The sequence below is a fragment of the Arthrobacter subterraneus genome (assembly GCF_900099735.1).
GTDB classification, from domain to species: Bacteria; Actinomycetota; Actinomycetes; order Actinomycetales; family Micrococcaceae; genus Arthrobacter_D; species Arthrobacter_D subterraneus.
This window is the reverse complement of record NZ_FNDT01000019.1, coordinates 19,163-44,143: the sequence shown is the minus strand read 5'-3', so window position 1 is coordinate 44,143 and position 24,981 is coordinate 19,163. Positions and strand designations below refer to the sequence as shown.

The 24,981-nt window shown below is 62.7% G+C and carries 27 protein-coding genes and 1 pseudogene; 11 read left to right on the top strand and 17 right to left on the bottom strand.

All coding sequences use genetic code 11. The features are described from left to right. Positions 1-36 precede the first annotated feature (36 nt). The 5 genes and pseudogenes from BLS52_RS18365 to BLS52_RS15320 all read right to left on the bottom strand — a co-directional run bounded on the left by BLS52_RS18365 (position 37) and on the right by BLS52_RS15320 (position 2,184). Entirely contained in the window at positions 37-213 is a 177-nt protein-coding gene (locus BLS52_RS18365) for a helix-turn-helix transcriptional regulator (protein ID WP_139186286.1), read from the bottom strand. 113 nt (positions 214-326) lie between these two features. Next, on the bottom strand, positions 327-584 hold the full coding sequence (locus BLS52_RS15335) for a ParB family protein (RefSeq protein ID WP_090587869.1): 258 nt from the start codon (positions 582-584) through the stop codon (positions 327-329). A 79-nt stretch (positions 585-663) separates the two neighbouring features. Further along, positions 664-1,305, bottom strand: coding sequence for a DNA-binding protein (locus BLS52_RS15330; protein WP_090587867.1), 642 nt, complete (start codon positions 1,303-1,305; stop codon positions 664-666). A gap of 64 nt (positions 1,306-1,369) precedes the next feature. Beyond that, positions 1,370-1,868 (bottom strand): annotated as a pseudogene (locus BLS52_RS15325) (single-stranded DNA-binding protein). A gap of 64 nt (positions 1,869-1,932) precedes the next feature. Further along, entirely contained in the window at positions 1,933-2,184 is a 252-nt protein-coding gene (locus BLS52_RS15320) for a glutaredoxin family protein (RefSeq protein ID WP_090587866.1), read from the bottom strand. A 291-nt stretch (positions 2,185-2,475) separates the two neighbouring features. On the opposite strand from BLS52_RS15320, the gene BLS52_RS15315 reads away from it, so the two are divergent. Together BLS52_RS15315 and BLS52_RS15310 are read left to right on the top strand one after the other, a co-directional pair. Next, on the top strand, positions 2,476-2,922 hold the full coding sequence (locus BLS52_RS15315) for a hypothetical protein (protein WP_090587864.1): 447 nt from the start codon (positions 2,476-2,478) through the stop codon (positions 2,920-2,922). Positions 2,923-3,011: 89 nt separating this feature from the next. Continuing rightward, positions 3,012-3,500, top strand: a complete 489-nt coding sequence (locus tag BLS52_RS15310) for a hypothetical protein (RefSeq protein WP_090587863.1) — start codon at positions 3,012-3,014, stop codon at positions 3,498-3,500. A gap of 100 nt (positions 3,501-3,600) precedes the next feature. Here the strand turns inward: BLS52_RS15310 and BLS52_RS15305 are convergent, their stop codons facing one another. The 12 genes from BLS52_RS15305 to BLS52_RS15255 all read right to left on the bottom strand — a co-directional run bounded on the left by BLS52_RS15305 (position 3,601) and on the right by BLS52_RS15255 (position 16,461). Further along, complete coding sequence (locus tag BLS52_RS15305) at positions 3,601-4,707, bottom strand: IS110 family RNA-guided transposase (RefSeq protein WP_139186287.1); 1,107 nt, start codon at positions 4,705-4,707, stop codon at positions 3,601-3,603. A gap of 510 nt (positions 4,708-5,217) precedes the next feature. Then, positions 5,218-5,934 (bottom strand): helicase associated domain-containing protein, encoded by a 717-nt coding sequence (locus tag BLS52_RS15300; RefSeq protein ID WP_090587860.1) that lies wholly within the window; start codon positions 5,932-5,934, stop codon positions 5,218-5,220. Then, positions 5,931-6,095: a hypothetical protein gene (locus BLS52_RS18565; protein WP_175460194.1), complete on the bottom strand. Its 165-nt coding sequence runs from the start codon at positions 6,093-6,095 to the stop codon at positions 5,931-5,933. Before BLS52_RS18565 ends, BLS52_RS15300 begins: the two co-directional genes overlap by 4 nt. A gap of 206 nt (positions 6,096-6,301) precedes the next feature. Continuing rightward, a complete protein-coding gene (locus BLS52_RS15295; RefSeq protein ID WP_175460193.1) occupies positions 6,302-7,336 on the bottom strand; it encodes a DUF4192 domain-containing protein in 1,035 nt (344 codons plus the stop codon). A 435-nt stretch (positions 7,337-7,771) separates the two neighbouring features. Continuing rightward, on the bottom strand, positions 7,772-9,202 hold the full coding sequence (locus tag BLS52_RS15290; protein WP_090587857.1) for a ParB/RepB/Spo0J family partition protein: 1,431 nt from the start codon (positions 9,200-9,202) through the stop codon (positions 7,772-7,774). Positions 9,203-9,599: 397 nt separating this feature from the next. Beyond that, complete coding sequence (locus tag BLS52_RS18360; protein WP_139186285.1) at positions 9,600-9,899, bottom strand: hypothetical protein; 300 nt, start codon at positions 9,897-9,899, stop codon at positions 9,600-9,602. Next, positions 9,896-10,666 (bottom strand): ParA family protein, encoded by a 771-nt coding sequence (locus BLS52_RS15285; protein ID WP_090587878.1) that lies wholly within the window; start codon positions 10,664-10,666, stop codon positions 9,896-9,898. The genes BLS52_RS18360 and BLS52_RS15285 overlap by 4 nt, the downstream gene beginning before the upstream one ends. Before the next feature lie 73 nt (positions 10,667-10,739). Continuing rightward, complete coding sequence (locus BLS52_RS15280; RefSeq protein WP_245702896.1) at positions 10,740-12,422, bottom strand: hypothetical protein; 1,683 nt, start codon at positions 12,420-12,422, stop codon at positions 10,740-10,742. 607 nt (positions 12,423-13,029) lie between these two features. Further along, a complete protein-coding gene (locus tag BLS52_RS15270; RefSeq protein WP_090587852.1) occupies positions 13,030-14,484 on the bottom strand; it encodes a MinD/ParA family ATP-binding protein in 1,455 nt (484 codons plus the stop codon). A 51-nt stretch (positions 14,485-14,535) separates the two neighbouring features. Then, positions 14,536-15,108, bottom strand: coding sequence for a hypothetical protein (locus BLS52_RS15265; RefSeq protein WP_245702895.1), 573 nt, complete (start codon positions 15,106-15,108; stop codon positions 14,536-14,538). A gap of 11 nt (positions 15,109-15,119) precedes the next feature. Then, positions 15,120-16,169 (bottom strand): CHAP domain-containing protein, encoded by a 1,050-nt coding sequence (locus BLS52_RS15260; RefSeq protein WP_090587851.1) that lies wholly within the window; start codon positions 16,167-16,169, stop codon positions 15,120-15,122. Between the two features lie 40 nt (positions 16,170-16,209). Then, positions 16,210-16,461: a helix-turn-helix domain-containing protein gene (locus BLS52_RS15255; protein ID WP_245702894.1), complete on the bottom strand. Its 252-nt coding sequence runs from the start codon at positions 16,459-16,461 to the stop codon at positions 16,210-16,212. Positions 16,462-16,699: 238 nt separating this feature from the next. Between BLS52_RS15255 and BLS52_RS19015 the strand changes: the two genes are divergently transcribed. The 9 genes from BLS52_RS19015 to BLS52_RS15215 are packed head-to-tail and all read left to right on the top strand — an operon-like array spanning position 16,700 to position 24,904. Continuing rightward, complete coding sequence (locus tag BLS52_RS19015) at positions 16,700-16,828, top strand: hypothetical protein (protein WP_281241729.1); 129 nt, start codon at positions 16,700-16,702, stop codon at positions 16,826-16,828. A 5-nt stretch (positions 16,829-16,833) separates the two neighbouring features. Next, entirely contained in the window at positions 16,834-17,199 is a 366-nt protein-coding gene (locus BLS52_RS19060) for a hypothetical protein (RefSeq protein ID WP_342707464.1), read from the top strand. Positions 17,200-17,240: 41 nt separating this feature from the next. Continuing rightward, the gene (locus BLS52_RS15245) at positions 17,241-17,534 is read left to right on the top strand and encodes a hypothetical protein (RefSeq protein ID WP_090587846.1); all 294 of its coding nucleotides are present in this window, start codon (positions 17,241-17,243) and stop codon (positions 17,532-17,534) included. Between the two features lie 19 nt (positions 17,535-17,553). Further along, positions 17,554-18,306 (top strand): DUF8175 domain-containg protein, encoded by a 753-nt coding sequence (locus BLS52_RS15240; protein WP_090587844.1) that lies wholly within the window; start codon positions 17,554-17,556, stop codon positions 18,304-18,306. Positions 18,307-18,309: 3 nt separating this feature from the next. Further along, positions 18,310-19,653 carry a TrbL/VirB6 family protein gene (locus BLS52_RS15235; RefSeq protein ID WP_245702892.1) on the top strand — a complete coding sequence of 448 codons (1,344 nt, stop codon included), beginning with the start codon at positions 18,310-18,312 and terminating at the stop codon, positions 19,651-19,653. After that, entirely contained in the window at positions 19,634-21,142 is a 1,509-nt protein-coding gene (locus tag BLS52_RS15230) for an SCO6880 family protein (protein ID WP_090587842.1), read from the top strand. The genes BLS52_RS15235 and BLS52_RS15230 overlap by 20 nt, the downstream gene beginning before the upstream one ends. After that, entirely contained in the window at positions 21,143-22,732 is a 1,590-nt protein-coding gene (locus BLS52_RS15225; RefSeq protein ID WP_090587841.1) for a helicase HerA domain-containing protein, read from the top strand. After that, positions 22,729-24,474, top strand: coding sequence for a type IV secretory system conjugative DNA transfer family protein (locus BLS52_RS15220; protein ID WP_090587839.1), 1,746 nt, complete (start codon positions 22,729-22,731; stop codon positions 24,472-24,474). The genes BLS52_RS15225 and BLS52_RS15220 overlap by 4 nt, the downstream gene beginning before the upstream one ends. Then, the gene (locus BLS52_RS15215) at positions 24,467-24,904 is read left to right on the top strand and encodes a DUF4913 domain-containing protein (protein ID WP_090587838.1); all 438 of its coding nucleotides are present in this window, start codon (positions 24,467-24,469) and stop codon (positions 24,902-24,904) included. Before BLS52_RS15220 ends, BLS52_RS15215 begins: the two co-directional genes overlap by 8 nt. The last annotated feature ends 77 nt before the right edge of the window (positions 24,905-24,981 follow it).

Here is a 24,981-nt window from a genome sequence, read left to right as displayed (position 1 = left end):
AATCACGGAAAGACGGGCTAGGAACGCTTTCGCAGGTCAAGCACAGAAAGACTCGGCAAACACGACCCGAAACTTAAGATAACCGCGGCCGCCGACCTGGATGGCAGGGAGGTCTCCGCAACTGATCAGTGCCCGGATCTGCGAATGGCTGGTTGCTAGTTCGGTGGCGACGTCCTTGATGGTCAGGAAGCGTGGCTGTTCCTGGCTGGCCATGCGGAGGGCACTCCTTCTTCTCGTCTGTTTGGTGGATGAGCTTATGGGTGGGGCCGGGTGCTGCACCACACAGCTCCCGGCCCCTGGGGGATTTCCTCTGCGAAAAGGAAAATCTATTCGGTTCGGTGTTTCTCTTCATCGAGGCTGCGCCTGCCGGTGCGCAGCGCACCCGGTGGGGCCGGGTCGAACGGTTTGCCGCCGTTGTGCTTGCGCTGTAGCCGGCGGACTTCCTTCAGCACCGCTTTTTCGATCAAGTCTGACACGGACGCATACCCTTCGGCGGCGCCTGTGGACAGGAACGCGGCCCGGACCCTGCCCGCGTCTTCCTGCGTGAAATACGGGGTGAAAGAGGCCGGTTTCCGCTTACTCATGCCCCTCTCCCCTTCCTTCCCTCATCCCTGCGCATCAGGTTACTCACCACTGCAGCGGCAGCGACACGGCCGGGGGGATTTATCGGCGAGTTTTCGTTGTGTCCTCCGGTGTGATCCGTTCGAGCAGGGCGTCGTGGGTTTGCTGCAGGGTCTCGGCGCGGGCCCGCGCGGCGGCGAGGTCGGCGGCGAGGGTGCCGGTTTCCGTCCGCGCGGCGGCGGCGGCCTCCTCTGCCTGTGCTGCGCGGGCTTCGGCCGCGGCCGCCCCTTCGGTGACGGCGGTGAGTTCGGCCTGCAGTGCCGAGGTTGCGGTGGCGTGTTCGGAGGAGATCCGATCCAGGTCCGCAACGAGTTCGGCCAGCTCGGTGTCCTTGTCCTGGCTTTCCTGCCTCCAGCGGGCTTCCACGGCGGCGTGCTGTTCCGCAGCCAGGGCCACCGCGTCGGCCCACACGGAGCCGGCGAGCCGTGCGGCCTGCTCCAGGAGCGGCTGCGGTGTGGCGGCGATGTGCGAGCCCGCGGCCGCTTTCTCCTCACGCCAGGCCTTCAAGTACCGGGTCGCGTCGGCGTTGCTGACTCCGGCGGCTTCCCGGACGCTGGAGACCGTCGGGTTGCGCTCGGCGCTGATCTTCTCCGCCGCGGCGTAGACGCGCTCCTTCGGCGAGGTCACCGACGCGGCAGCGGCTGTCTGGGGCGGTGGGGCGATGGAAGCGGGCGCGTTACCCATTCGGAACTCCTTCAGTAGTAGGAATAGTAGTAATACTATTCCTACTACGGCACTAGGAGCGCTTTTAGAAGGGCGGTTCGGCCGCTTCGGCTGCGCTGCCCCAGTCGCTGGTGCCGGCGTGTGCTGGCGATCCCCAGGGGTCGTTCTGCCCGCCTCGCTGCTGCTGGGCTCCCCTGCCCTGCTCGTCGCTGCTGGGGCGTTGGGTTCGGTTGATGATGGCGGAGGCGTAGCGGAGGCTGGGCCCGATCTCGTCGACGTCGAGTTCGGTGACGGTACGCTTTTCGCCTTCCTTGGTGTTCGTAGGAGCGGGACTTCAGCCGGCCCTGGGCGATGACGCGGGTTCCCTTGGTGAGGGACTCGGCGACGTTCTCAGCGGATTCACGCCACAGGCTGCAGCGCAGGAAGAGGGTCTCGCCGTCTTTCCATTCGTTGGTTTGCCGGTCGAAGGTCCGTGGTGTGGATGCGATGGTGAAGTTCGCGACCGCTGAACCGGAGGGGGTGAAGCGCAGCTCGGGGTCTGCGGTGAGGTTCCCGATGACGGTGATGGTGGTTTCGCCTGCCATGATGATCAACTTGCCTTTCGTGGTGGTTGTGGTGTTGTCGTTGAATAACCGGTGGATGCTCGGTCTAGCTGGTGTGGAGTTCGATGACGTGGCTGATCTTGGTGGGATTCAGTCCTGACCAGTGGTCTTCGCTGCCGTCCTTGTCGTACATGACGACGGGGGCCTGGGAGTAGCCGAGTTCTTCGGTGATGTACTCAAGGGCTGCCGGTGTGGTGGAGACGTCCACGATCTGGGGTGAGAGTCCGGCGTCCTGGAACTTCTCGATGGTCTTCCGGCAGGGGAAGCAGCCGGGCTTGGTGTAGATGGTGAGAGTCATAGTATTCAGTCCTTGGTTACGTATCGGTTTTAGTGAGAGTCAACTGCTGTACTACTGCTCCAATTCTAGCGTTTTTCATCTGAAAAAGGAGGGTCTCTCGGGCTTATTCGCGCTCTTCTTGGTTGGTGGTTTCGTTCCTCTCCCCCGACGCTTCTATGTCTGTCAAGCCGCTGGAAGCGGGTGCGGACGCGGACCAAGTTGCTTGCCGGTAAGTGGGGCGGCTTAGTTGACCGGCCAGCGTCCCCTCTCCCCGTTGTTTTGGCTGCTGGCGAGGCTTGAGATGCTTGCACTATGACCACCGATAACAAGGCCATGCTCGATCGCGTCATTACCGAGGTGTTCAATGAAGACTTCGTCACTATGCGCGTCAGCTCTGATGAAGCCCACGGGGAGCATAGCGTCCAGGTGAGCAGCCGTTTTCGCGAGGACCGCACCGCGATCATTCGAGCCGGACACGTTTGGATGGAGGCCTTCATTCCTGAACTGAATGTTCAAACGAGCATTCTGGTGGATGACGGCGAAGAAGACGACGATCCCGAGGACGTGATTGAGGCCTACAAAGAGGGAGAGTTGAGGAAGATTTGCCGCGTCATGCATGCCTACCTCGAAGGAGGAGGGCGTGTCAGCGAACGTCGCAGCCTCTTGGGCCGTGGCGTTATCCGCAAATTGCTCATCGAGTCAGACGGCTTCGAGTGGAGCTTAGGTCGGAACTCTTGGAGCGGGCCGAAGCCGGTATGACCCGCTGAGGGATCCCTCAACGCGCGGTTCTCGGCGGCAGCACCACGACCGATAGAGAAGTTGGAGATCCGTTGAGCTACGGTTCACCTGTGGATGATGAGAGCGAAGCGAAAGCTCGCGTGGTCTTCTGGGTGACCTTTTTGGGACCGGTCGCTTTTGGGGTTGTGGCCGGCCTGGTACGGCTTGTGTTGCCCGGCTTGTCTCCGGAGGGCGCCACTACTCCGGCAGCCGAACGTTTCTCATCCCCTGTTGTCGCCGGGATAATCGTGGCGATCATTCTGCAGATCGGTCGTTGGTGGCTGTACGGCAAAACCGGCGATCGGCAATTGGAGCGCGTAAGGACGCTGTGTGCTGTGACCTCTCTTGTTGTCGCTGCAGCCATAGGGTTCGCCGCTCTGGTCCAACCGCTGGCACTGGTGCTGTTCCTCCCTCTGGCTCTCTTCGCGATTGTTCTTTCGTTATGGCCGCGGAGGAAAGTCATACTCCCGGAGAACAAGAATCTCGGCATCTACTGCATCTGTATCCTGTGCCTCTTGGTTTCAGTCGCCTCCGTATCAATGTCACTGACAGCGACGTAGATCCAGATCGCTCTCGCGAGAATGAAGGTAAGTGGATCCTTTACCGGACACCACCTGAACCGTAAATCAAACCGAAGCCCGGCATGCTCAATCGGTGCTCCTATTCCGGGTAAGGGTCTACCCCGGCAACGTGGGATCGGGCCAGTTCCGCGGTGGCGTAAAGGGAGTTGAGTTGGCGGTAGAGAATTCGGGCGATGTAGCGCTTGAGGGATCTGCGGATTTCGCGGTAGCTACGACCTTCTTGGGTGCGTTTGGCGACGTAGTCCCGTGTTCTGGGGTCGTGGACCATCCGGGTCATGGTGATGGTGTGCAAGGCTCGGTTGAGGCGCCTATCACCACCCCGGTTGAGCCTGTGCCGGACAGTGTTACCGCTTGAAGCTGGCAAAGGGTTCACTCCTGCCAGTGAGGCGAAGGCAGCTTCGCTGCGAACCCTTCCTGGATGCGACCAAGCTGTCAGGACGGTGGCGACTGTGACAGCCCCCGCGCCGACCATCTCCAACAGCGGCGCAGCGGGGCTTTGCTGTATCAGCTCGGTCAAGCGCTTCTGGTTCGCAGTCAACTGAGCGGTTACTTCGAGAACGCGGCGTGCCAACCGAACTGCTTCCTCGCGCGCGATCGATAGTTCGATCTGCTCCTGTCGTTCCCGCCATCTGGTGATCGTGGTGTACTGGGCGGGAACCAGCGGTTTACGAGCGTCGATTCCCAGATCGTGTGCCCGGAGTAAAGCGATGAGTGCATTGACATTTACTGTGCGTTCGCGGGTTAACTGATCCCGGGCTGCGCTCAGGACCCTGAGTCCGGCACGGGTTCCTTCATCCCGACGCGGAGCTCGGAGGTGGGACTCCTCTAAGCCGATGACAGCGTTTCCGATGGCGGCCGCGTCCAGCGGGTCAGATTTGCCGATCGCCCGGCGCCCTCGGGCGTTCATCCGTGGAGCTTCGGCGACATCGTAGCCGGCATCGGCTACTGCCCTGGCCAGACATGCCCCATAAGAGCCGATACCCTCGACGGCCCATAGACAGGCCATATCGCCGTCTGTCCGTCGACCTACCCAGGCAAGTGCGCGGGAAATCCCTGCCGAGGTGGTCGGGAACTGCTCGCACGCGACCTGTCGCTTGGTACTGGCCTCGATGACGGCGTAAGTGTGTGTGCGGGCGTGACAATCCACGCCAATTACGAACGGGCGGGTCTGCGCAACGATAGTCAACGCGGCCACCCTCCTTCCTTTCGAACGGGCAAGACTGGTCGCCACGACCGGCACTGGACCTGGGAAGAGTCACTTCGAGGCAATACTGTGATGAGCCACAACCGCAGGGGCTGGGCAAGCTTCTAATCAAGCCACCGTCGTGGGACAGGTCAACGCCGGCCGCTCCACCCAGCGCGGACAAGTCGGGGGAAATGCACCCGCAAGGGGGCCATTTGTTTTTCGAGTCACGCGCCAGGCAGAACGACCGGCATCAACACTGCCAGCTAGTCCCAGACCAGCCACGGTAAGACTCACAGTTGTTTTTGCCTGCTGGCAAGCTTGCTTGCTTGTCCCCGACGCAGCAGTGCTCAGCCCGCAGGGCAGCACCCGTCACTGGAATGTGAGAGGAAATAAGCGACCCTGGGAGCGCCGAACACATTGCTGGGCGGTGCCGCCGGCCGCAGGCCGGTTGACGCTGCGGAGCGGGGACGCATAATCCGGAGGACAGCAGCAAAAACCGGTTTCAGAGTCTCAGCCCGAGCGCAGCGAGGCCCGCGTGTTCCAGCCTGGGATGGTTTGGTCGAGGGTTTCGCGTCTTATGGGTGTGAGTTTCCCGGCGCGGGCTTTGGCGCGTTGGGTTTGGATCCAGACATCGAGGGTGGCTTCCAGTGCTGTGGCGTCAGGTGTTTCGCGGTGTGGCATGCGCCCGGTGTCGGCGATGAATTCCAGTAGTTGTGCGTGGATGGTGCGCCAGTGGGTTTCGCGGTCACCGAGGGTGGCGCCTTGCCAGTTCCCGAGCCGGTCCAGCCGGGCGGTCTGATCTTCGGTGAGGCGCCCGTGAAGGTGGCGGGTGCGTTGCCAGCGCACCCACTTGTAGAGCCGGCGCTCGGCCATGTCTTCGGAGAGTTGCTGAGGGAATCGCCCGACCCGTTCCATGAGTTCCTGGAGCTCGGTGTACCGGTCGTCCCAGGACGGCCGCGCCGGTGACTGCTGCCAGTCCTTCGGTGGGAGGGCGGGCTGGTCGTGCAGGAGGAGCCGGCGGCCGGCCAGGGTGGGGTCGTGGCGTTCCCGGGTGCGGATGTGGAGGCGGACTTTCTCGTATTTGACGCGGCAGAGTCGGGAAATCTGCCGCAGGCTCAGCCCCCGCTGGTACATCAGGAGCCATTCCTCGCGGGAGGTTGCCGGCCCCCATTCCCCCTCACTGGTGGTGTCCTGCCCGGGCACGTCGTGGGTGAGGACTCCGGTCACAGGTGCCGGCGGAGGCGCGGGTCCGGGTTCGCCCAGGTGAAGTTCACCGGCCCGATGCCGGCACCGCGGGCGGGTGCGCTGTTGGTGAGGGCTTGTTCGGCGGGGCTGGGCTTTTCGTAGCGGATTGCCTGATTCGGATGGGCGTAGTCGGTGCCGGCCATATGGTGTCCCCCTGCATTGTGGTCTCTGGTGGGTTTACTGTATCGGGCGGGTTGTGGTGCCACGAGGTTGATGGTGGGGTGTGTGGGAAGTCGTGTTGGATGCGGCGGCCGGCGGAGCGAAGCGGAGGAGGCCGCCGCCGCGCACCTCGGAAACCAAGGATGGGGCAGGGAACCTGTGCGGCTCCCTGCCCCTCCTCGGCCAGTGGTTAGCGCTGGTAGGCGGTGTGCTGGTTCTTGACGCATGCGGGGAGGTTCCCGGTGTCGACCAGCTGGGTCAACAACTGGGCGAGCATGTTCTCCGGGTCGGCCTCGCGGGCTTTGGCCAGGTACTGGGAGGCGATCGAGGACCGTCCCTTGTACCAGTGGGTCCAGCCGAGCAGGGCGAAGAGGGGTGTGCGGGCTTCAGGCGGGGTGAACCGGAGCAGCTCGACGGCGAGGTCCTGGGTGGCGTCGACCCGGTTCCAGTCTGGCCGTCCGGGGTAGCGTCCGGTGACGACGTCGGCGAACACGTCCGGGTCATCGTCGGTGCTGATGGTGTCGGCGAAGATGCGGTCCCGTACGGCGGGGGTGTGCAGGGCTGCGACGAGTTGCAGGGCAGTGTCCTTGTCGGGTGTGGTGCCGAGGGTTTCCTGCCACAGTGCCCGGTTCTCGGTCATGACGGGTGCGGTCCAGTCGGCGGGGTCGGTGATGGTCCAGCCGGTGATGATCTCCCCGATGCGGTCAAGGTTCGCGTTGTCCCCGGTGTAGGCGGGGTCGATGACGGTACCGGCGGCGGGGTTGGATCCTTCGTAGATCAGGTGGGCGTTGAGCATGCTGTCGGTGACCTCATCCAGCGGGTTCGGGGTGCAGCAGTCCGCGTCGTCGCAAAAATAGGTGGTCCAGTGCTCGGAGGTGACGAGCCAGCTGTCGAGGATCCGGGTGCCCGCGAGGTCGAGGGCGATGTCGAGGGCCTGTGCGTGCTCGCTGTAGGGTTTGGTGCCGTCGATGGTCGCCCGGTCGGTGTAGGCGATGAACAGGACCCCGTCGGCGTCCTTGTCGTTGCCGAGGTAGTGCAGAACAGTGGACGCGTACTGCGCGGGGTGCACGTCATTACCGGGTGCGTCGAGGCGCAGGGTCGCGCCGATCTGCTTGCCGTGCATGGTCAGGAACACGAACGACTCACGCGGGGTGAAGCCGAGGGTGTGCAGGACGTAGGCCAGGATGTCGGCCGGGGACGATACGGAAAGCGGTGTCTTGCTCATGATCTGGTGCTCCTTTTCGCAGGTGGGTTCAGGGCCGTGTGGTGGTCCAGCAGTTGGCCTCTCCCCCGTCGTTGTTTTGCCTGCTGGCAAGCTTGCTTGCTTTGTGCCCGACGGAGCCGGGTCAACCCCGCCAGGGGCAAGGGAACGAAAAGTCCGGTAAGGAAATAAGCGACGCAGGAGCGCCGTCCGGGGTTTCCGGGCCCGCAGCAGCGCAGCTGTTGACCCGGTGGAGCGGGCACGCATAATCCGCAGGACAGCAGCAAAACCAAAAAGGATCGGGCCGGTGGCGACGAAGGAGCCGCCGGCCCATGACAGCCCGGAGCGCTAGCGGAGGTCCTTTTTCGTTGTCATGCATGCATGCATGCATGCATCGCTGCGATCAGGCTTGGCTGAGAGGGGTTGCTGGGCCGGTGAGGCCCAGCAACCTTGCCGATGTCAGCTGGCGTCTGCGTACTGGTCTTCCTCCGCGGTCAGTTCGCCCTCGGCCGCGTGGACGTCCTCGAAGGTCTCCCCTGGCCCCTCGGGTGCTTCGTGTGCGGCGACGGCTTCCGCGTCGCGGGCCAGGACGTGGTCGGTGATGATGCTTTCGACCTCACTGAGGGTGTACCCCCAGTCCTGGAGTTGAAACAGGTAGTAGGCGGCCTGTGTGCCGGGGTGCCGCCATGAGTCCCGACTGAGGTCGGATTCATGGGCCGCGAACATCATGGCCAGCACGGCAACGTTGGGGTTGGTGGTGGCCTTCTCGATGAGGTCCTTGTAAGAGCGGTAGCCGGGTTCTGGCATTCCGGCGAATCCTGCGGCCAGTTCCTGCTTCTGCGCGGTGGCTTTGGCGACGCTGTTGCCGTAGTTGCCCAGGGTGGTGGCTGTGAACCTTGCCCAGTCCTTGGGCGGGTTCTTGCGGCTGAGCAGGGTGGTCAGCCATTGGTGTCGAACCTCGGTGGCTGCGTCCCAGAGCTTGTTGTTCTTGATGACTCTGCGTCGTTCTTCTTTCTGGTCCTCGGTCATCGGCCCGGACTGGGTGCTGCTTGGACCGCCGTAGTACTCCTGCAGGGTGAACCCGTTGGCTTCCCAGTTGGCGATGACGGGCCGGACGCTGATGTCGTTGCGGTAGGTGACGGTGAGGACAACGGCGTTCGCGTCGTCGTCGGTGGCCGGTGTGCCGTCCGCTCGGCGTAGTGCGTGCGGGTATTGGTGTTCGGGCATCTGGTAGCCGGCGGCTTCCACTACCGTTTTGCCTGCCTTGACCTGCTCGGCGGTTGCTTCGGCCAGAAGTCGGGCGGTTTCGCGTTCATTGCGCAGGTACTGCACGGTGTGGTCGAACCGGTCGGGGTACTCGTTGAGGGCTTCCTGGAGGCAGGCCAGGGCATCGGCGTCGTCGCTGAATTCTTCCAGTGCCGCTGACTGATCCAGGGTCCACCCGTCGGCGAGGGCCTTCGTGGCAGTGTCGTTGGCCCGGACTTTCAGTGCGGTTTCCACGGTGGTTTTCTTCGCTCCGGTTTTCCGGGCGATCTGCGCTGCTGACACTCCAAGCAGGGAGAGCTGGTGGAACGCTTCGGCCCGGTCATGGTCTGTGAGTGCTTGCCGGTGGTCGTTCTCCACGACCTGCTTCGCGAGCCGGTCAGCCTCGGTGAGGCTGTCCACCACATAGACCGGAATGAGAGGCTGCGCGGTTTCCACGGCGGCGAGGGTGCGCCGCTGCCCGTACAGGACATGCACTCCCCCGTCCTCGGTGCGGTGCGCGACCACGGGCTGGATAACCCCGTGCTCTTTGATGGAGTCCAGGAACGCCTTGTCGAGCTGGACGTCGGCGCGGACATTCACGTCGATCGCCAGGGTGGCTGGGTCGATCATTTCTAGGACAGTCATGGTGGCGTGCTCCGTTCGCAGGTGGGGAGCTGGGCTGTGGTGGTCCAGCAGCTCGCCCCTCTCCCCCGTCGTTGTTTTGCCTGCTGGCGAGCTTGCTCGCTTGTTCCCGACGGAGCAGTGTCAACCCGTAGGGCGAGCTGGCTGGAAAACCTTGGAGGAAGTAAGCGACGTAGGAGCGCCGTAGAGGTTTTTGAGCCTGTGATGTCGGCGGAGCCGATTGATGCTGTGGAGCGGGGACGCACAATCCGGAGGACAGCAGCAAAACAAGAAGGCCGGGCGCGACGTAGGAGCGCACTTACATACCGAGCGCAGCGATGGACCGTTTGGGTGGCGCAATCGCTCGTTAAATGCAGTGGCCCGAACCTTCACCAGGTTCGGGCCACTGCATTCGCGGGGTTTAGCTGGCGGATCCCCACCGTCCGCGAATTGCTTGTTCGACGGCGTCTCTGATGGTGATGCCTTCGCGTGCGACGGCGTCTTCGAGGATGCCGAGGACTTCTTCTGAGAGGCGGGTGCTGAACGGGAAGGTTGCTTCTCGCTTGCGCTTTTTCTGCACAGGTGCTGGGGCCTCCTGGGCTTTCGGCTTCGCCGGCGTGGCTGGAGGTTGCGGGTAGTCGACGGGGTCTACTCGCTCATCGGGGGCCGGCCGCGGCTTCCTGGAGAGGGTTGCGGGGCGGTCCTGTAGGTTGTCGCTCATCGGATGACCTGTTCTGCGAGTTGGGTGTAGGCGGCGACTACCGGGGCGCCCTTTCTGTACTGGCCGTACCACTCGTGGGTGAGGCGCATTTCCTGAACGATGGTGCGGTGCGGAACGAGAGGGGTGAGCAGCAGCCCGGTGTCGCGGAGCTCGTCGATGCTGGTCACGGCGATTCGGCTCATGATTGTTTCCTGGACGGCTCCGACGACGATGCCCGCTTCTGTCAGGTTGTCGGGCGCTCCGATCCTCCGCCTGGAGAGTTTGAACTGCTCCACGCTGCGTCGTGCCCCGTCCACACCGTCCGCTCCGTCCACGGTGGGCGCCGCGGCGTACACGATGGTGTCGGCTGCGTTGAGTGCTGACAGGGTCAGCGGGCCGCCTTGGCGGTTTGGACAGTCGATGATGACCAGGTCTGCCTGAATACCTTCCAGGGACGTTTTGAGCCGCAGTTCGGCGTGGTCTGCCCGGTCTGCTTCCCTGTTGGAGACGTTGCGGGCTGATGGAACGCATCTCAGTGTTGGGAACCAGTCGGTGGGCACAGCGAGTTCTTCGGCCCAGCCGACGGGGTCTGGATCCCCCAGGATGGCGCCCACGTGCAGCCCGTCTTCTTTCGGCTGCGCGTCGAGCCATTTGCTTGAGGCTGCGCGGGGATCGAGGTCAATGAGGACGACTTCCCGGCCCTGGGCGGCTGTTACTGCCGCAAGGGACACCGCAGTGGTCGTCTTTGTCGCGCCTCCCGACTCGCTGTACACCATCAATGTTTGCATGCTTGCAAGCATACTTTCATACATTCAGTAATGCAATCATTCATGCATGAATGATTGCATTACTGAATGATCTTCAAGCGGCATGCCATAGGGAGGCTTGGACGTCGCCGGGGTCCATAGGCGGTAGCCAATACTCATCGACCTCGCTGTCGTAGATGTCGTGTTCATCTATGCGCGGTGTGAGATGCCGATCCAGCCATGCGTGCCAGGCTGCGCGTTCTTTGCGGTATTGGGTGATCTGTTCCTGGCGGTCTTCTGTGGCTCCCAGGCGGTCTGCCAGCTCCTGGAGCCCGGTCGTGGCTACGATTTCCCAGCGTCCGTGGTGCCGGCGGATCATGCGCAGGGTTTCCATGCGAGTTAGTGCGTCGGTGGTGGCGGTGCGCGAGATCCCGGTGGATTGGATGATTTCTGCAGTGGTGGGGGAGCGGCGGCCGCGTTCGATAGCTTCGTAGGTGAGGGCGGCGACATCGCCCAGAACGCGGAAGACTGGCCGAATTGCGTGGATCTTGCCCTGGCGCCATGTGAGGTCGCGGGCGAGCTGCTCGAAGCGTTGCGGCAGTTGGACCAGGTAGGTGTCAGCATTGCGGCCGCGGCCTCGTTGGATGCGGGTCAGGATGCCTTCCGAGGCTTGTTCGAGCACGGGCAGGAGTCGGGCAATCGTGGCGTGGTCCTTGCCGAGTGCAACGGCGAAGGTGCGGCATCCGACGTCGAGGAGATTGTTCTGGGTGGTCCTCATGTAGGCAAGCACAGCGCGCAGCAGCAAACGGAGGCTAAGGCCGGCCCGGCCGTAGGTTTTGCAGCGATGGTCAAGAACCGCGTACACGACGTTTTCGATGTCGTTGACGAGTTGATGGATCGCGTGAGTGCTGGGGTTTGCAGAGCCCCCCGTGAGTTCAGTGGGGCTTGTGTCGTTAATACGGGCATAGGTTCTCCCACCCTTCTGGGAGGTGGGTTTCGCGGTGGTCCAGGCTTGGGCTTTCGCCCATTCAATGGGCAGAAGCCGCTCGGTTTTGTCTCCGTAAAGGGCTGCGAGGCCGGCGTACTGGCCAGTGAGGCCGGCGCGTACCTGCTCAACGGTCCATTTGCAGGCAGCGAAGTGGTTCAGGACCGCCATGCGGGCCTCCGAGTCGCTGGCATACCGGGTGGTGTCGTAGAGCCCTGTGCGGGCTACTGCACGCAGTGGGGAGTCAGTACGTACCGGCTGGCCGTCAGAGGGTGGCGCCTGCTGGAGTGTTGAGGCCGCTTGTACGCGTGCCTTCGTGCGCTGCTTCGCCTGTTGTAGTCGGAGCAGCTCAGGGGCAAGGTCAGCGCGTAGTCGAGCGAGTCTAGTTGCGGGATTGCGTCGGGTCAGGACGGCGTGTGCGTCGGACAGGGGAGTGATGAGCATCTGGTGTCCACCGCGCTTGTGAAGCGAGCCTGGAACACGGATACACCCGTCGGTCACGTTTTGATGTGGCCCGGGGTCAAGGCTCGGCGCGCGAAACATGAGGGCTTCCACTAGTTCGCGGGCTTCAGCGGCGGTGATCGGTTCCTGCAGCGGCACGTACACATGCCGTCCGCCGCTGGGGGAGCGGTCCTCGACGTAGGAAAGACCTGCCTCGGTGAGCATTCGGGTGAGGCGCGCTGCGTCATCGTCGACGACGGCCTTGCGGGCTTTGGAGGTGTCCAGGTCGAGGCAAAGGGTTCGTACAGACCCGTCGACGTCGTGGATGAGAACAGCCGCAGGCGCTGCCGGCAGTGTCCTTGTGATGCGCAATGGTGTGCGCGGCCGCGGATATTGGAAGCGGTCGCCAATCCAACGACCAGTCCGATATACGGGTTGTCCTGCGATGAGGGGTGCTAACACCCACGCATCCTGGGGGGACAGCTCACGGCGTGGCGCAAGCGAATCCGTTGAGCCCAAAGGCATCCGGTGTACACTCTCTACTAGGTTACGGAACCCAAAAATGGGTGTCGTGATTGGAGCCTTTCACCGGGAAACTTGGCGGAGACGCGGTGAGAAGCTGGATAACTTGATACGGAGGCCCGCTTTCTAGCGGGCCTTCTGCTTTAACTAGCCTTTGCGATAGGCAAAGCCTCCGGAAGTTGGTCGCGGTCGACCCAACCGGGAAGACCATCAGATTCGAATTCAAGGTGCGCTAACACCATCTCTAAGCCCTCTGAGGCGCTAATTCCCATGCGGCGAGAGAACTCAGTCAGGATTTTCTTGGACTCTGGGGGAATGGTGTAGTTGACCTGCACGTTTCCGATGCCTGTCCCGCGTGCGCGGCGGAGAGTCTGTCCCATACGGGCAAACCTATCCCTAGGGATAGGTTTAACTTCCGTAACAGCGCGCGTGTCGCGGGAAATACCTCTCATCGGTTTCAAAGGCCCTTTGCGACTGCGGCTGCGGCCGCGAGCCAGGCTCGCTGTGTGGCGGGCTTGAGCGCGTTGTGGCGGATGCGCCCGGCTTTGAGGGCCGGGTCGTAGGGAACGGTTACGACGGCTCGGACGAGTGGTTCGAAGCCGGCTGCGATTCGGCGGGCTTCGTCTCCGTCTTCGGGTTTCCATTGGGAGATAATCACGACAGCGTCCTCAGCGAGCTTTGCTGAGTGTTCGTCCCTGGCTGTGAGGGTCTGCAGGGTGAGCTTGGCTGCTTCTGCTCGGTCTTCCATGGTGGTCGTGGGGATGACGAGCTGGTTGGTGTGGGCGATCATGGCACGCCAGTTCGCGGCCCGGGCGGTGTTACCAGAGTCCATGATGATCATCCGGTAGTACTTCGCGGCCACGGAATGTACTGCGTCGACTTCATCGGCGGAGATTTCGTGGTCACCTTCGTCATTCTCATCTGAGCGCAGCACGTCGTACTTGTCCTCGGTTTGGTGGTGCACGTAGTGCGCCAGCAGTGCGTTGTGCGCCAGTGGGGAAAGCAGTTGTTCCTTGTCGCGCAGCAGGTCCAGCACGCTGGAGGTGTGTGGGCCCTGCTCGGTGCGCCAGCCCAGGGTGCCCTGGTTCTCATTGTTGTCCCAGGCGAGGACTCCGCCGCCGCCGTAGCGAGCGAACACGGCGGAGAGGGCGGCAACGGTGGGGGTCTTGTTTGCGCCTCCCTTCCGGTTCACAACGGCGATGGTGCGTGGGCCCGGCCAGTGCTGGCTTACCGAATGGATATCGGCGCGCTCGGCCAATTCTGCCTCGGAGGGGTCCATGCGAAGGCCGATACGGGTCATGAGGCCCCGGAAGCCCTGTGTGGCCGGCTGTACGACGGGGTCGCTGATCAGGAAGGAAGTTTCCTTCAGGCTTCGCCGTGTCGGAGCCTCGGCGCTGGGAGCCGCTGGCGGCTGTGCGGATCGTTCTGCTGCTTGTACAACCGACTGCGTTTCGGCGGGCGCTGCCGCGGGTACGGAATCCATAGGCAGTTCAGCCTGGGTAGCCGGTTCCTGCGCGTCAGTTGGCTGTGGTGCTGCTGGTGGGGGAGTGAGGTCTGAGCCTCTGACTGTTTCGCCGCCCGCTCCGGCGTCGGAGTCCGCCGAGGATGGGGGAGTTGCAGTCCGCCGTCTGCGACCCTTGGTTTCGGCGGCAACTTCCTCGATGTTGCCGTCGGGGTGCACGATCAGTTCACCGTCACCTTCGGGCCCTTCGGTGTAGACGCGCACCGGCCTCGCCAAGACGCTTGCTTGTGCGGTGATAAGGGTCATCGCTTCCCGGCGCAGTGCCGTCTCGTCTGGGGCATCGATCGGCCGGGAGTTTCCGGCGATGACGACTTCTCCGGTGCCGTTGGCGCGGACAACCGCACGTATGTGGGGAAAGGCCGACACTTCGGTCTGGCTGCTGGTGGTCATGCTTGGGTTTCCTTTACGTCAGAGGCGGATCGGTAAAGAGCTCGTTCGGGGTTAGCTGGCGCCCTCGGGCGGGTAGAGGCGGTTGACCTTCCATGGTTCGTCCTGCCCTTGGCGAAGCAGTTGCACCTGATAGTCACCGACATCGGTGGGAACGGTGGCTGTGGCACCGAACCCGTTGGCACGGTCGATCTCAAGGGAGGCTGGGCCAGTAACTTCGGTAGCCGGCACATTCGCGGGGTCCACCGCCGAATAGTCGGCGGTGGCTTTTGGTGTGAGCCAGCGGGCGAACTCGTTGGCCCATTGCTTTTCCTCGACGTTTGGCCGGGCGAAGTCACGCATCGCGTTGACCGCCACGTCCTTCGCCGCTTCCTCGTCGCCGGGAAGCCACTCCGGATTTGCAGGCACGCTGGTCTCCGGCGCCTGCGGCCCGCCCCCCGCACTGTGGGAGGGCGTGTAGGTGCTCGTGGGCGTCGGTTCGGCGGTAGGTGAGTCGTCGCTGGTGGATCCCGTCCTGTCAGCGTTGAAGCATGCGGTGCAGACCATGAGAGTAGCGGCGATCAGGCCAGCTGTGCTTGCGCGGAAATATAGCTTTCCGTGTTTCCGTGCGGTGAGAGATGGTTTCACTGGCGTTCTCCTTAGTCCTTGCCCGGGAAGTAGAGGTAGGCGCTGACCTCGTCGGGTTGAATGTTGCGGATGCCGTACTGGTGATCGTTGGGTGGTGCTTGGCCGTTGTATTCCTCGATGGTTACTGTCCCGTCGTCGTTCACAGAGGAGACGATGGCTACGTGCCCCACGGCACCGGCCCCGCCGACGTTGGCCGCGTAATAGGCAACCGCTCCAACTGCTGGTTCCTGGCCAACGTCCCAGCCCTGCCGGTACCAGGCGTTGATCCACTCTTCGGCGTTGCCCAGCTGCAGGTCGGAGTTATGGAACTTCCACGGGTCGCTAGTGGCCCCGGCCATGGCGTTGAGTCTCCAGAGCGCGAAGTCGGTACATTCCCTGTTGTACATGCCCAGTGGCGATACCGCGCCGGCAGGACAGGTGCCGCCGATAGGGCAATAAGGGGAATTGGGCCAGGGCAGGTCATCGCCTTCACCGTTGAGCTGGGGATTCCCGGAGAGGCAAGTCTCCAGCCCCTCGACGTTGGCTACCGCGGCGACAACGTCTACGGCGTCAGCCCAGTACTGCTCGTAGTGGAACGGGTCTGCGTTGCGCTGGGCCTTGTGCGCGGCTTCGGTGGGGGAAAGAGATTCCCAGCCTTCGACGCCCTGGAGTGCCTTGAAGAAATTCGTGGCACTGGTGGTTGGGTCCATGCGGTCTTCGTATGAGCCCCAGGCCCCGTTGTCGCGCTGCTGAAAGAGGCCCCGGGAGTCCGGCCCTGCTTTGTCCCCGCGGTCCAGGACGCGCAGGCTTGATTCCCCTATGGCGGTCATAACGCCGATGGTCTGGCCCTTGACGCTCAGCTGCATGGCTTTGCCGGCGTTGACGATCAGTGCTGCATTCACCAGCTGCTCGCCGGAGTAGCCGGCAACGCTGTCGGTGGGTAGGTTCTCGGGATCAACGTCAGAGGTGTCCACGGGGGTGCAATCGCTCGCCGAGGCCGACTGCTCACTGCCACTGATAAGCACGATCAGCAGAATCAGCCCTAAAAACAACGCCGGAACCAAAGCCAGCGCCGTGTACATGAGACCTTTTGACTTCAACCTGTTCCCCCTGGAATAACCGCTATTCGGTGTGTGTGTCCGGGTCCGGCGGGGCCGGGATGTTCCGAGACTGACGCAGGTGTTCCAACACCTCATCGCGGTAGATGATCCATGCGCCTCCCACTTTGTAAGCGGGGATCACGCCGTTACGTACCCATTGATAGGCGGTGGGACGCTTCACCCCGAGGATCTCCGCTAGATGCTCAAGGGTGAGATGTTCGGGGTACTCCGCGAACCGTTCTTCCAAAACTCCCACTAGCTGGTCGCCTTCCATAGATGCCATAGTACATAAAAAACCGCTAAATACAGATACATGTAGCTATATAGCGATAAACCAACTAACCTGATGGTGCGGACGGCACCAATTGGTCACTAACGACTTATAAGATCATGTCCGATTTGGAAGGGGGGATATATGAATCAGTCTCAGAACGCCTGGATAGCAGCTGCTGCACCAGCAGTTGCTCAGGTTGCGGCGGAACCTGTCGTTCTTCCTCAGCCTCCGCTGACAGGTGCGGCCCTGCCTCAAAAAGGCATTCCTGAACCTGAAGCAGCTGACCGACTTCCTCGCCGGTATGTCACTGGTTCCGCTGCTCTTTGGATCGTCGGCGTACATGGTGGAGCGGGAGAAAGCGCGGTAGCGCGTTTGATCGACGGGTCCCGCCCTACACAGCACGCCTGGCCGGTCATCGAGAACTCGGGAATGCCTCCCCGTGTTCTGCTGGTCTGTCGATCCAACATGAACGGTTTGGAGTCAGCGCGACGGGCGCTCATCGAGTGGACTTCGCCCCAGCCTCCGCACGTGGAGCTCATGGGATTGGCCGTGCTGGCCGACGCTCCTGGGAAACTCCCTAAGCCGCTGCGTGATCTCGCGACCATCGTGGGTGGAGGAGCACCACGACTTTGGCACTTGCCGTGGGTGGAAGCGTGGCGAACAGGTGATGCGGAAGCTGATCAGTTACCGCGCGACACCCGCAAATTCATTACCGACATCAATTCGCTGTTGTCCTGAAACACAGGCAACCGCGTCGCCTCTAATTGAAAGGTCTCCCAATGATTCACTCAGCTCTCAGCGCGCAGTCCGCCGCAGCCACTGTGCTCGCTCAAGTACCCAACCCTGGCGGCGGCGAAGCCCCTCCAGGCTCCGAAGGACTGCTCACCATCCTGGAATGGGCCGCATGGATCGCCCTCGCCTTGGGTGTCCTCGGCGTCATCATCGCCGGCATCACCATGATGATCCAAACCCGCCGCGGCGAAGGCGGCGAAGGACTCGCCCGCCTCGGTTGGGTCCTCGCCGGCTGCGTCATCGTCGCAGGAGCATCCGGACTCGTCACCGCGTTCGTCTAAACCGGCCAGGAGGTCACCCATGAGTGAAACAACCCCCGACAAGACCGAACGCAACCCCTTCACCCGGCCCGGATTCATCCTGTCCGCAGCCCTCGTTGTGGCGCTAATCGCCGCGGTGGCCGTCATTGCATTCCTGCCTCGTGGGGACGATGAAGCGGACACAGGAGAAACAGCACCTACAAGTGCCGCCTCGGAGACACCAACCGTCGATGCGACCGGGAAAGAAAGTGTCTGTGGCCTCCCTGGGAGCGATGATTCTGCGCTCGGTGTGGCTCCAGACAGTGAGTGGGAATTAGTCGGAACTACTGTCGTTCCGACGGCTCCGGCGACGATTGGTCCGGGCGTGGTTAGTGAAGACGGATTCCGTTCATGTTTTGCACAGACACCGGCTGGAGCGCTCTTCGCGGCAGCCAATTTAGTGGGATTGGGTTCTGTGCAAGACGTTGAAATGCAACGCAAACTCACGGAACAGCTCGTTGTACCCAGCGCGGGCCAGCAAGCTGCGCTTGAGGATCTCGCTGAGCGCGATCCATCATCACGTTCCAGTACATCCGTCCAAATCTCCGGATTTCGGCTTCTGTCATACACAGATGAATCAGCAAATGTCGACATCGCCTTCACGACCCAGAACGGGGCCGTAGGCCACGCATCCATCCCGCTTCGCTGGACGGATGGAGATTGGAAGACCGAAATCGCCGACAACGGCCAGCTGCTTAATGAGCCAACGCAGCTCAACGACCTCAGCGACTACATTCCTTGGAGCGGGGTCTAGCCTATGGATGAGGAAGAAGACTGCGGTTTCCTCGAGTTCGGCTGCGCAGCGGAAGAATGGGTTGGCACTGCAGTTGGCGATGCGATTGAGAATCTGGCCCGCGCTGTTGCTGAGTCCTTGAGCCAGGTCGTGATCACGCTTTCCACCTTCTGGGTCGATATGCCGACGAGCAACCTGACCACGAACGATGGTGTGACGGGCTCGCCCACCGTTTCTTTCTTGCAGGACGGCCTCTGGTACTGGACCGCTGCGCTGGCAGTCCTGGCCGTCATCGTCGGTGGTAGCCGATTGATGTGGGAGCAGCGCGGTGCACCGATCCGTGAACTGGTCCGTTCCCTGCTAACTCTGACACTGGTCTCGGGCATGGGTCTGGCTGTGATTGCTTTCCTGATCGTGGCCTCTGACGGCTTTTCATCGTGGATCATCGACCAGGCCACCGACGGGACCGGATTCGCCCCGGCTATCCAGACTATGATGCTGATGGGTGAGGGCGACATAGCCGTTTTCATGGTGATCATCCTTGGCTTGATCGGAATCATCGCATCAGTGCTTCAAATCGTTCTGATGGTGGTCCGAAGCGGGATGCTCGTCATCCTGGCGGGGATTCTTCCGACTACGGCGGCATTCACCAACACCGAAATGGGTCGCCAGTGGTTCCAAAAAACCACTGGCTGGACGCTGGCTTTCATCCTCTACAAACCCGCTGCGGCCATCGTGTATGCAGTTGCGTTCCGGTTAGTGGATGGTGAACTTTCAGGCGCGAACGTCCTGTTGAACACGATCACCGGTATCGCGCTCATGGTGGTGGCACTTGTTGCCCTGCCGGCGTTGCTGCGGTTCGTCACTCCGATGGTGGGTGCAGTTGCCGGTGGAGGTGGCGGAATGGCTGCAGGAGCAGTGGGAGCGGCCGCTGCGGCCTTGCCTTCGGGCGCTCGATCCCTGGGTGCAGCTGGACGGGGGGCCGGCAAAGCATCACCCACGCCAGCTAGCCGTAGCAACTCCGACGGATCGAGTTCCAACGGCGGGGGAAGCAGCCCTCAGACTTCCGGTTCACCATCGGGAAGCTCAATTACAGGCAGTAGCCCGGGCGGCGCGAAACCGACCCCAGGTGCAACAGGCAAAAGTGCTGGCCCGTCCGGAGCGAGTACCGGCGTTCCTGCGATGGCCGGTGTGGGATCAGGGGGAACTGCGACCGGTGCCGCAGCGACACGAGCTGGCGCAGCGGCGGGTCCGGCAGGTATGGCCGCAGGCGCGGTGGTAACCGGCGCCTCGAAGGGCGCACAAGCGGTACAGAAAGTCTCAGACGAAGCAGCAGGGGAGGATCCAAGTGGCAGCAACAGTCAGTGACTACAAAGAACCGACGTACGGCAACTGGCGGGTTCCCCGCTCAGCCGGGTTGGGGAACTTCGGCGCAATCGGCACCGGAATCATCCTCGTCGGACTAACTCTGGGCATCCTCTCATTCGCGATTTGGAACCTCTTCGTCGGCCTGGCCGTAATGGGAGTTTTCGGGATACTCCTGCTGCTGCTCACCATCAAGGACAAGCACGGGCAAACAGTCATCGACCGGGTCGGCATCCGCACCGTGTTCGCCCGCTCCCGGCGGAAGGGAACAAACCTGTACCGTTCCGGGCCCTTGGGGGTCACGGACTGGGGGATGTTCCAGCTTCCCGGTATCGCATCAAAGTCCCGCCTGTACGAGTTCAAGGACTCCTACAACCGTCCCTTCGCGATGTTGCACATGCCCACAACCGGGCACTTCACGGTGATCTTCTCCACTGAGCCGGACGGCGCGTCCCTGGTCGATCCGGAACAGGTCGATGCGTGGGTTGCGAACTGGGGCGGCTGGCTCGCCGCCCTCGGAGACGAGGCCGGCATCGAAGCAGCGTCAGTGACAGTGGAAACGGCCCCGGACTCGGGGTACCGGCTACGCAACGAGGTCGGGCTCAACATCGACGAGAACGCCCCCGATATCGCCAAGCAAATGCTCTACGAGGTCATCTCCTCCTATCCGGAGGGTTCGGCCACGGTGCGGGCATGGATCACGTTGACCTTCAACGCGACCATGCGAGCCGGCTCTCGCAAGCGCGAACCCGAAGAGGTCGCACGCGACCTCGCCTCACGCCTCCCCGGCTTGTCCCAGCGGTTGCAGGCAACCGGCGCCGGAATTGCCCGCCCCATGCCCGCGCAGGAACTCTGCGAGGTCGTCCGGGTGGCCTATGATCCGCCAGCCGCTCTGGTCATCGACGAGGCTCATGCAGCCGGTCACCCAGTAGAACTGAAATGGTCCGACGTCGGCCCGTCCGGGGCACAGGCGAACTGGGAGAACTACCGGCATGAGGGCGCGTTCTCCGCGTCATGGACAATGACCGGCGCTCCGCGAGGGTCCGTGCACGCCAACGTGCTCTCAAAGCTCCTGGCCCCGCACGGCGACGTCGACCGCAAGCGGGTCACCCTGCTCTACCGCCCGATGGATTCTGCCCGGGCCGTCCAGCTGGTCGAACGGGATCAAAACAACGCCAACGTCCGTATCACCTCGGGCAACCGTCCCTCGGCCCGCGCCTTGGTCGATGCCCGTTCAGCGGCACAGACCGCAGCTGAAGAGGCACAAGGTGCCGGGCTGGTGAACTTCGGTTTGGTCGTCACGGCCACGGTCAACGGATTGGACCGGCTGCCCGATGCGGTGGCCGCCATCGAGCAGACCTCCGGTGCTGCTCGACTGTTGCTGCGCCGGACGTACGGGTCGCAGGACACCGCATTCGCCGCATCCCTTCCGATCGGGCTGGTACTGCCCAAACACGTAATGCTCCCCTCCGAGATCCGGGAGGCACTGTAAATGGCGCGCATGTTGCTTCAAAAGAACCCGAGCCAGGCGGAGCCGGCTGAGCCGAAGCGGAAAAAGCCGAAGAAGGTTCCGCTGATCCGCGAGAAAGTGCCCGGCGCCCGGGGTTGGCGTGGGCGCGGGGGCGGCGCGGCCGCGCTGATTCCCACGGTGCGCGAGTACCGGGGAACCACAGTCCAGGTGTGTGGATTGTGGCCGTTTTCGTCCGGTACGTCCTCACCGATGATCGGAGTGCCGATCGGCCGGCATGAGGAAACCCAGGCCACCGTTTGCTGCGACCCGATCAGCTGGTTCCAGCGTGCACAGCTCATCTCGAACCCGTCGGCGTTCGTTCTCGGAAAACCTGGACTCGGTAAGTCCACATTGGTACGCCGGATGATGCTGGGCCTGGCCGGGCAGGGCACGAATCCACTGGTGCTCGGGGACCTAAAGGGTGAACACGTTGACCTGGTCGCCGCGGCCGGCGGGCAGGTCATCCCGCTCGGCCGCGGGCGCGGCTACCTGAACATTCTCGACCCAGGCCAAGCCATCGAAGTCGCACAGCTCCTCGAGGACAAAGGCCAACCCGACGCCGCGGCGCGGGTGCGAGCCGACGCCCACGGGCGGCGCCTGAATATGGTCGTCGCGCTGATCACGATCAGCCGGAACCAGCCCCCCACGGATCAGGAACAGACCATCCTGGACCGAGCGCTGCGATGGCTCGATGAACATTTCGAGGGCATCCCCGTCCTCGGGGATCTACTCAAAGTCATCCAGAACGGTCCAGACGAATTGCAGCAGGTCGCCCTCAACCGTGGCGACTGGGCGCTGTACCAGCAGGAAACCAGAGCCTTGGAGGCTACGCTGCTGGGCTTGACCGGCGGCGGGAAGCTGGGAGAGATTTTCTCCCGACACACCACCAACCCAATGCGACGCGATCGCGCCGTGGTGTTCGACGTCTCCAGCATCGACGAGACCGAAACCGACCTGCAGGCGGCCGTGCTGCTGGCGTGCTGGTCCTACGGATTCGGCACCGTCAACGTAGCTCACGCCCTGGCTGATGCCGGGATCGAACCTCGCCGGCATTACTTCGTGGTTTTGGATGAGCTGTGGCGCGCCTTGCGCGCCGGTAAGGGCATGGTGGACCGTGTTGACGCACTTACGCGCCTGAACCGCTCCGTGGGCGTGGGTCAGGTGATGATCTCCCACACCATGAGTGACCTGCTCGCGCTGCCAGCTGCAGAGGACCGTATGAAGGCTCAAGGCTTCGTTGAGCGCTCCGGCATGGTGATCTGCGGTGGCCTGCCGGCCTCCGAGATGCTGCTGCTCACCAAAGCTGTTCCGCTCTCACGGCAGGAACAGCAGAAACTCGTCTCCTGGCAGGACCCGCCAGCCTGGGATTCACGAGGCGTAGACGTGGATCCGCCCGGGCGCGGGAAATTCCTCATCAAGGTCGGTGGACGACCCGGCATCCCGGTCCACATCGGCCTAACCAAGGTCGAAGCGAAACTCAACGACACCAATAAGCGCTGGCACGACACAACGGACGCTCCGCTGCTCGCGGACATGGCAATGCCAGCAGCGACGGCCGGAGAACCGGCATGAGCGCCCCGAACCGCAAGGGCGGTGCCGGAGACTTCACTGAAGGGATCGTTCTCTTCTCGATCCTCGGGCTGATCGTCGCTGTGGTCGGCGGTGCATGGGTGGCCGCGCACTGGGGCTCCTCACTGGCTGGGATCGCCGTTCCACCGGATCATCCGGTGGAACTCGTTTCCGGTGTGATCACTCAAGACATCCCGTGGCCGGTCGAGTCCACGGTCATCGCTTGCGGTCTCGGTGCCGCCGTCCTCCTCCTGGCCATCGGGATCGTGATTCTCGTCGTCCGTTCCGGAGGCAAGAAGAAACGAGTTGATCGCGCCGCAACCCATATGGCCAAAGGTAAAGCCCTGCTACCGCTGACCCGCAAAGGTGCGTTGAAAAGCGCCCAACGTCTCGGTGTGCCGGAATCTCCGGGCGTACCGATCGGTAAAGCGGTGATTTCCGGGCAGGACCTCTTCGGTAGCTGGGAGGATATGCACGTCGATATCTGGGGCCCACGAACGGGTAAAACCACCTCACGCGCCATTCCAGCGATCGTGGCCGCCCCCGGGGCGGTCGTGGTGACCTCGAATAAGCGCGACGTGGCCGACGCTACCCGTGAAGTCCGGGCAGAACATGGCGAAGTGTGGGTTTTCGATCCTCAAGGCGTCGCCGGGGAGGAACCCACCTGGTGGTGGAACCCGCTCTCCTACGTCACTGACGAGAACAAAGCAGGGAACCTCGCAGAGCACTTCGCAACGGGCACCCGTGAACCGGGCAGCCGAATCGATCCCTTCTTCGACGGCTTCGGTCAGCAGCTGCTCACAGCATTACTGCTGGCAGCCTCCTGCGATGATCGGCCGATCACTCAGATTCACGCCTGGTTGACCGACCCGAACGAGGACGAGGCAGTCGGAATCCTCCGCCAGCACGGCTACACCATGAACGCTGATGCGCTCTCCAGCATCATGAACTACGCCGACAAGCAGCGCGACGGTATCTACGGCACCGCTTTGGGGTACGTGAGCTGCCTGACCAACCAAACGGTGGCGCCCTGGGTGAACCCGCAGGGCGGTTCGAACTGTCGGCGGGAGTTCCACCCGGAAGAGTTCGTACGCGGCAAGAACACGCTCTACAACCTTTCCAAGGAAGGAACCGGCACTGCCGGCCCTCTGGTGACGGCGTTGACCGTAGCCACAGTTGAAGCTGCTGAGGCCTACGCCGTGGTCTCTCGCGGGGGCAGGCTACCCACCCCCATGGTCGGAGTCCTGGATGAAGCAGCCAACGTCTGCCGGTGGAAGGAACTTCCCAACCAGTACAGCCACTACGGTTCTCGCGGGATCGTGCTCATGACGATCCTGCAGTCCTACGCGCAGGGTGTTTCGGTGTGGGGGAAGGAAGGGATGCGTAAGCTCTGGTCAGCGTCCAACATCAAGGTGTACGGCGGTGGTGTGGCCGAACCGGAATTCATGACCGAACTGTCCCAATTCATCGGCGATTACCAGTACACCGGCCGCACCATCAGCCGGGGAAAGAACGGCAGGAGCACCAGTGTTGATCCGAACCGGAAAGAACGCATCCTCGAACCAGACGACCTCGTATCGCTAGAACGCGGCCGAGCGATCGTGTTCGCCTCCGGAATCCGTCCGGTCCTCATCAAAACAACGCCTTGGATGACTGGTCCCGACGCCGAGAAGATCAAAGCCTCTATCGCCGCCCATGATCCAGGCTCCCGGCAGGAGGTTCAGGAGGTGAGCAATAATGCTTGAGGGACTCGGGAACTGGGACGATGCGGAGGACGACGTCGACGCTTCTGAAGATGCCGACACTCCTCACGGTGCAGCCGAAGAGCCCTCCCTCGTCTTCGCCACAGTCGACCAGTTTGTACAAGAGCACCTAGCGCATACTTACCGGCGCACCCTCAACGTGCAGGGAGGCCACACCTGGTGCCCCGAATGGTGGAGACACGGCGAAGCAATCAGTCGCCTGGAAGCGCTGTGGAGGGCGTGGGAAGACCTACGCCGCGACGGTCAGACCGGCATGAGCTCATGGTGGCGGGACCACGCCGACCACCACATGCCAATCCTCCTCTCGACCGACGGCCCATTTAAAGGCTGCACACCCGAAAAGGGCCACAATCCCCGGCTAGCACCACTACCCTGCACACCTCCCCCCGAAGGCTTATTTGTCCCTCAGTAAACCGGCGCCCATGGGATCCCTCAGCGCGCAGCTCCTGTTGGCGTGCCGACAGCGCATCACCGGGTTCATTTGATCCT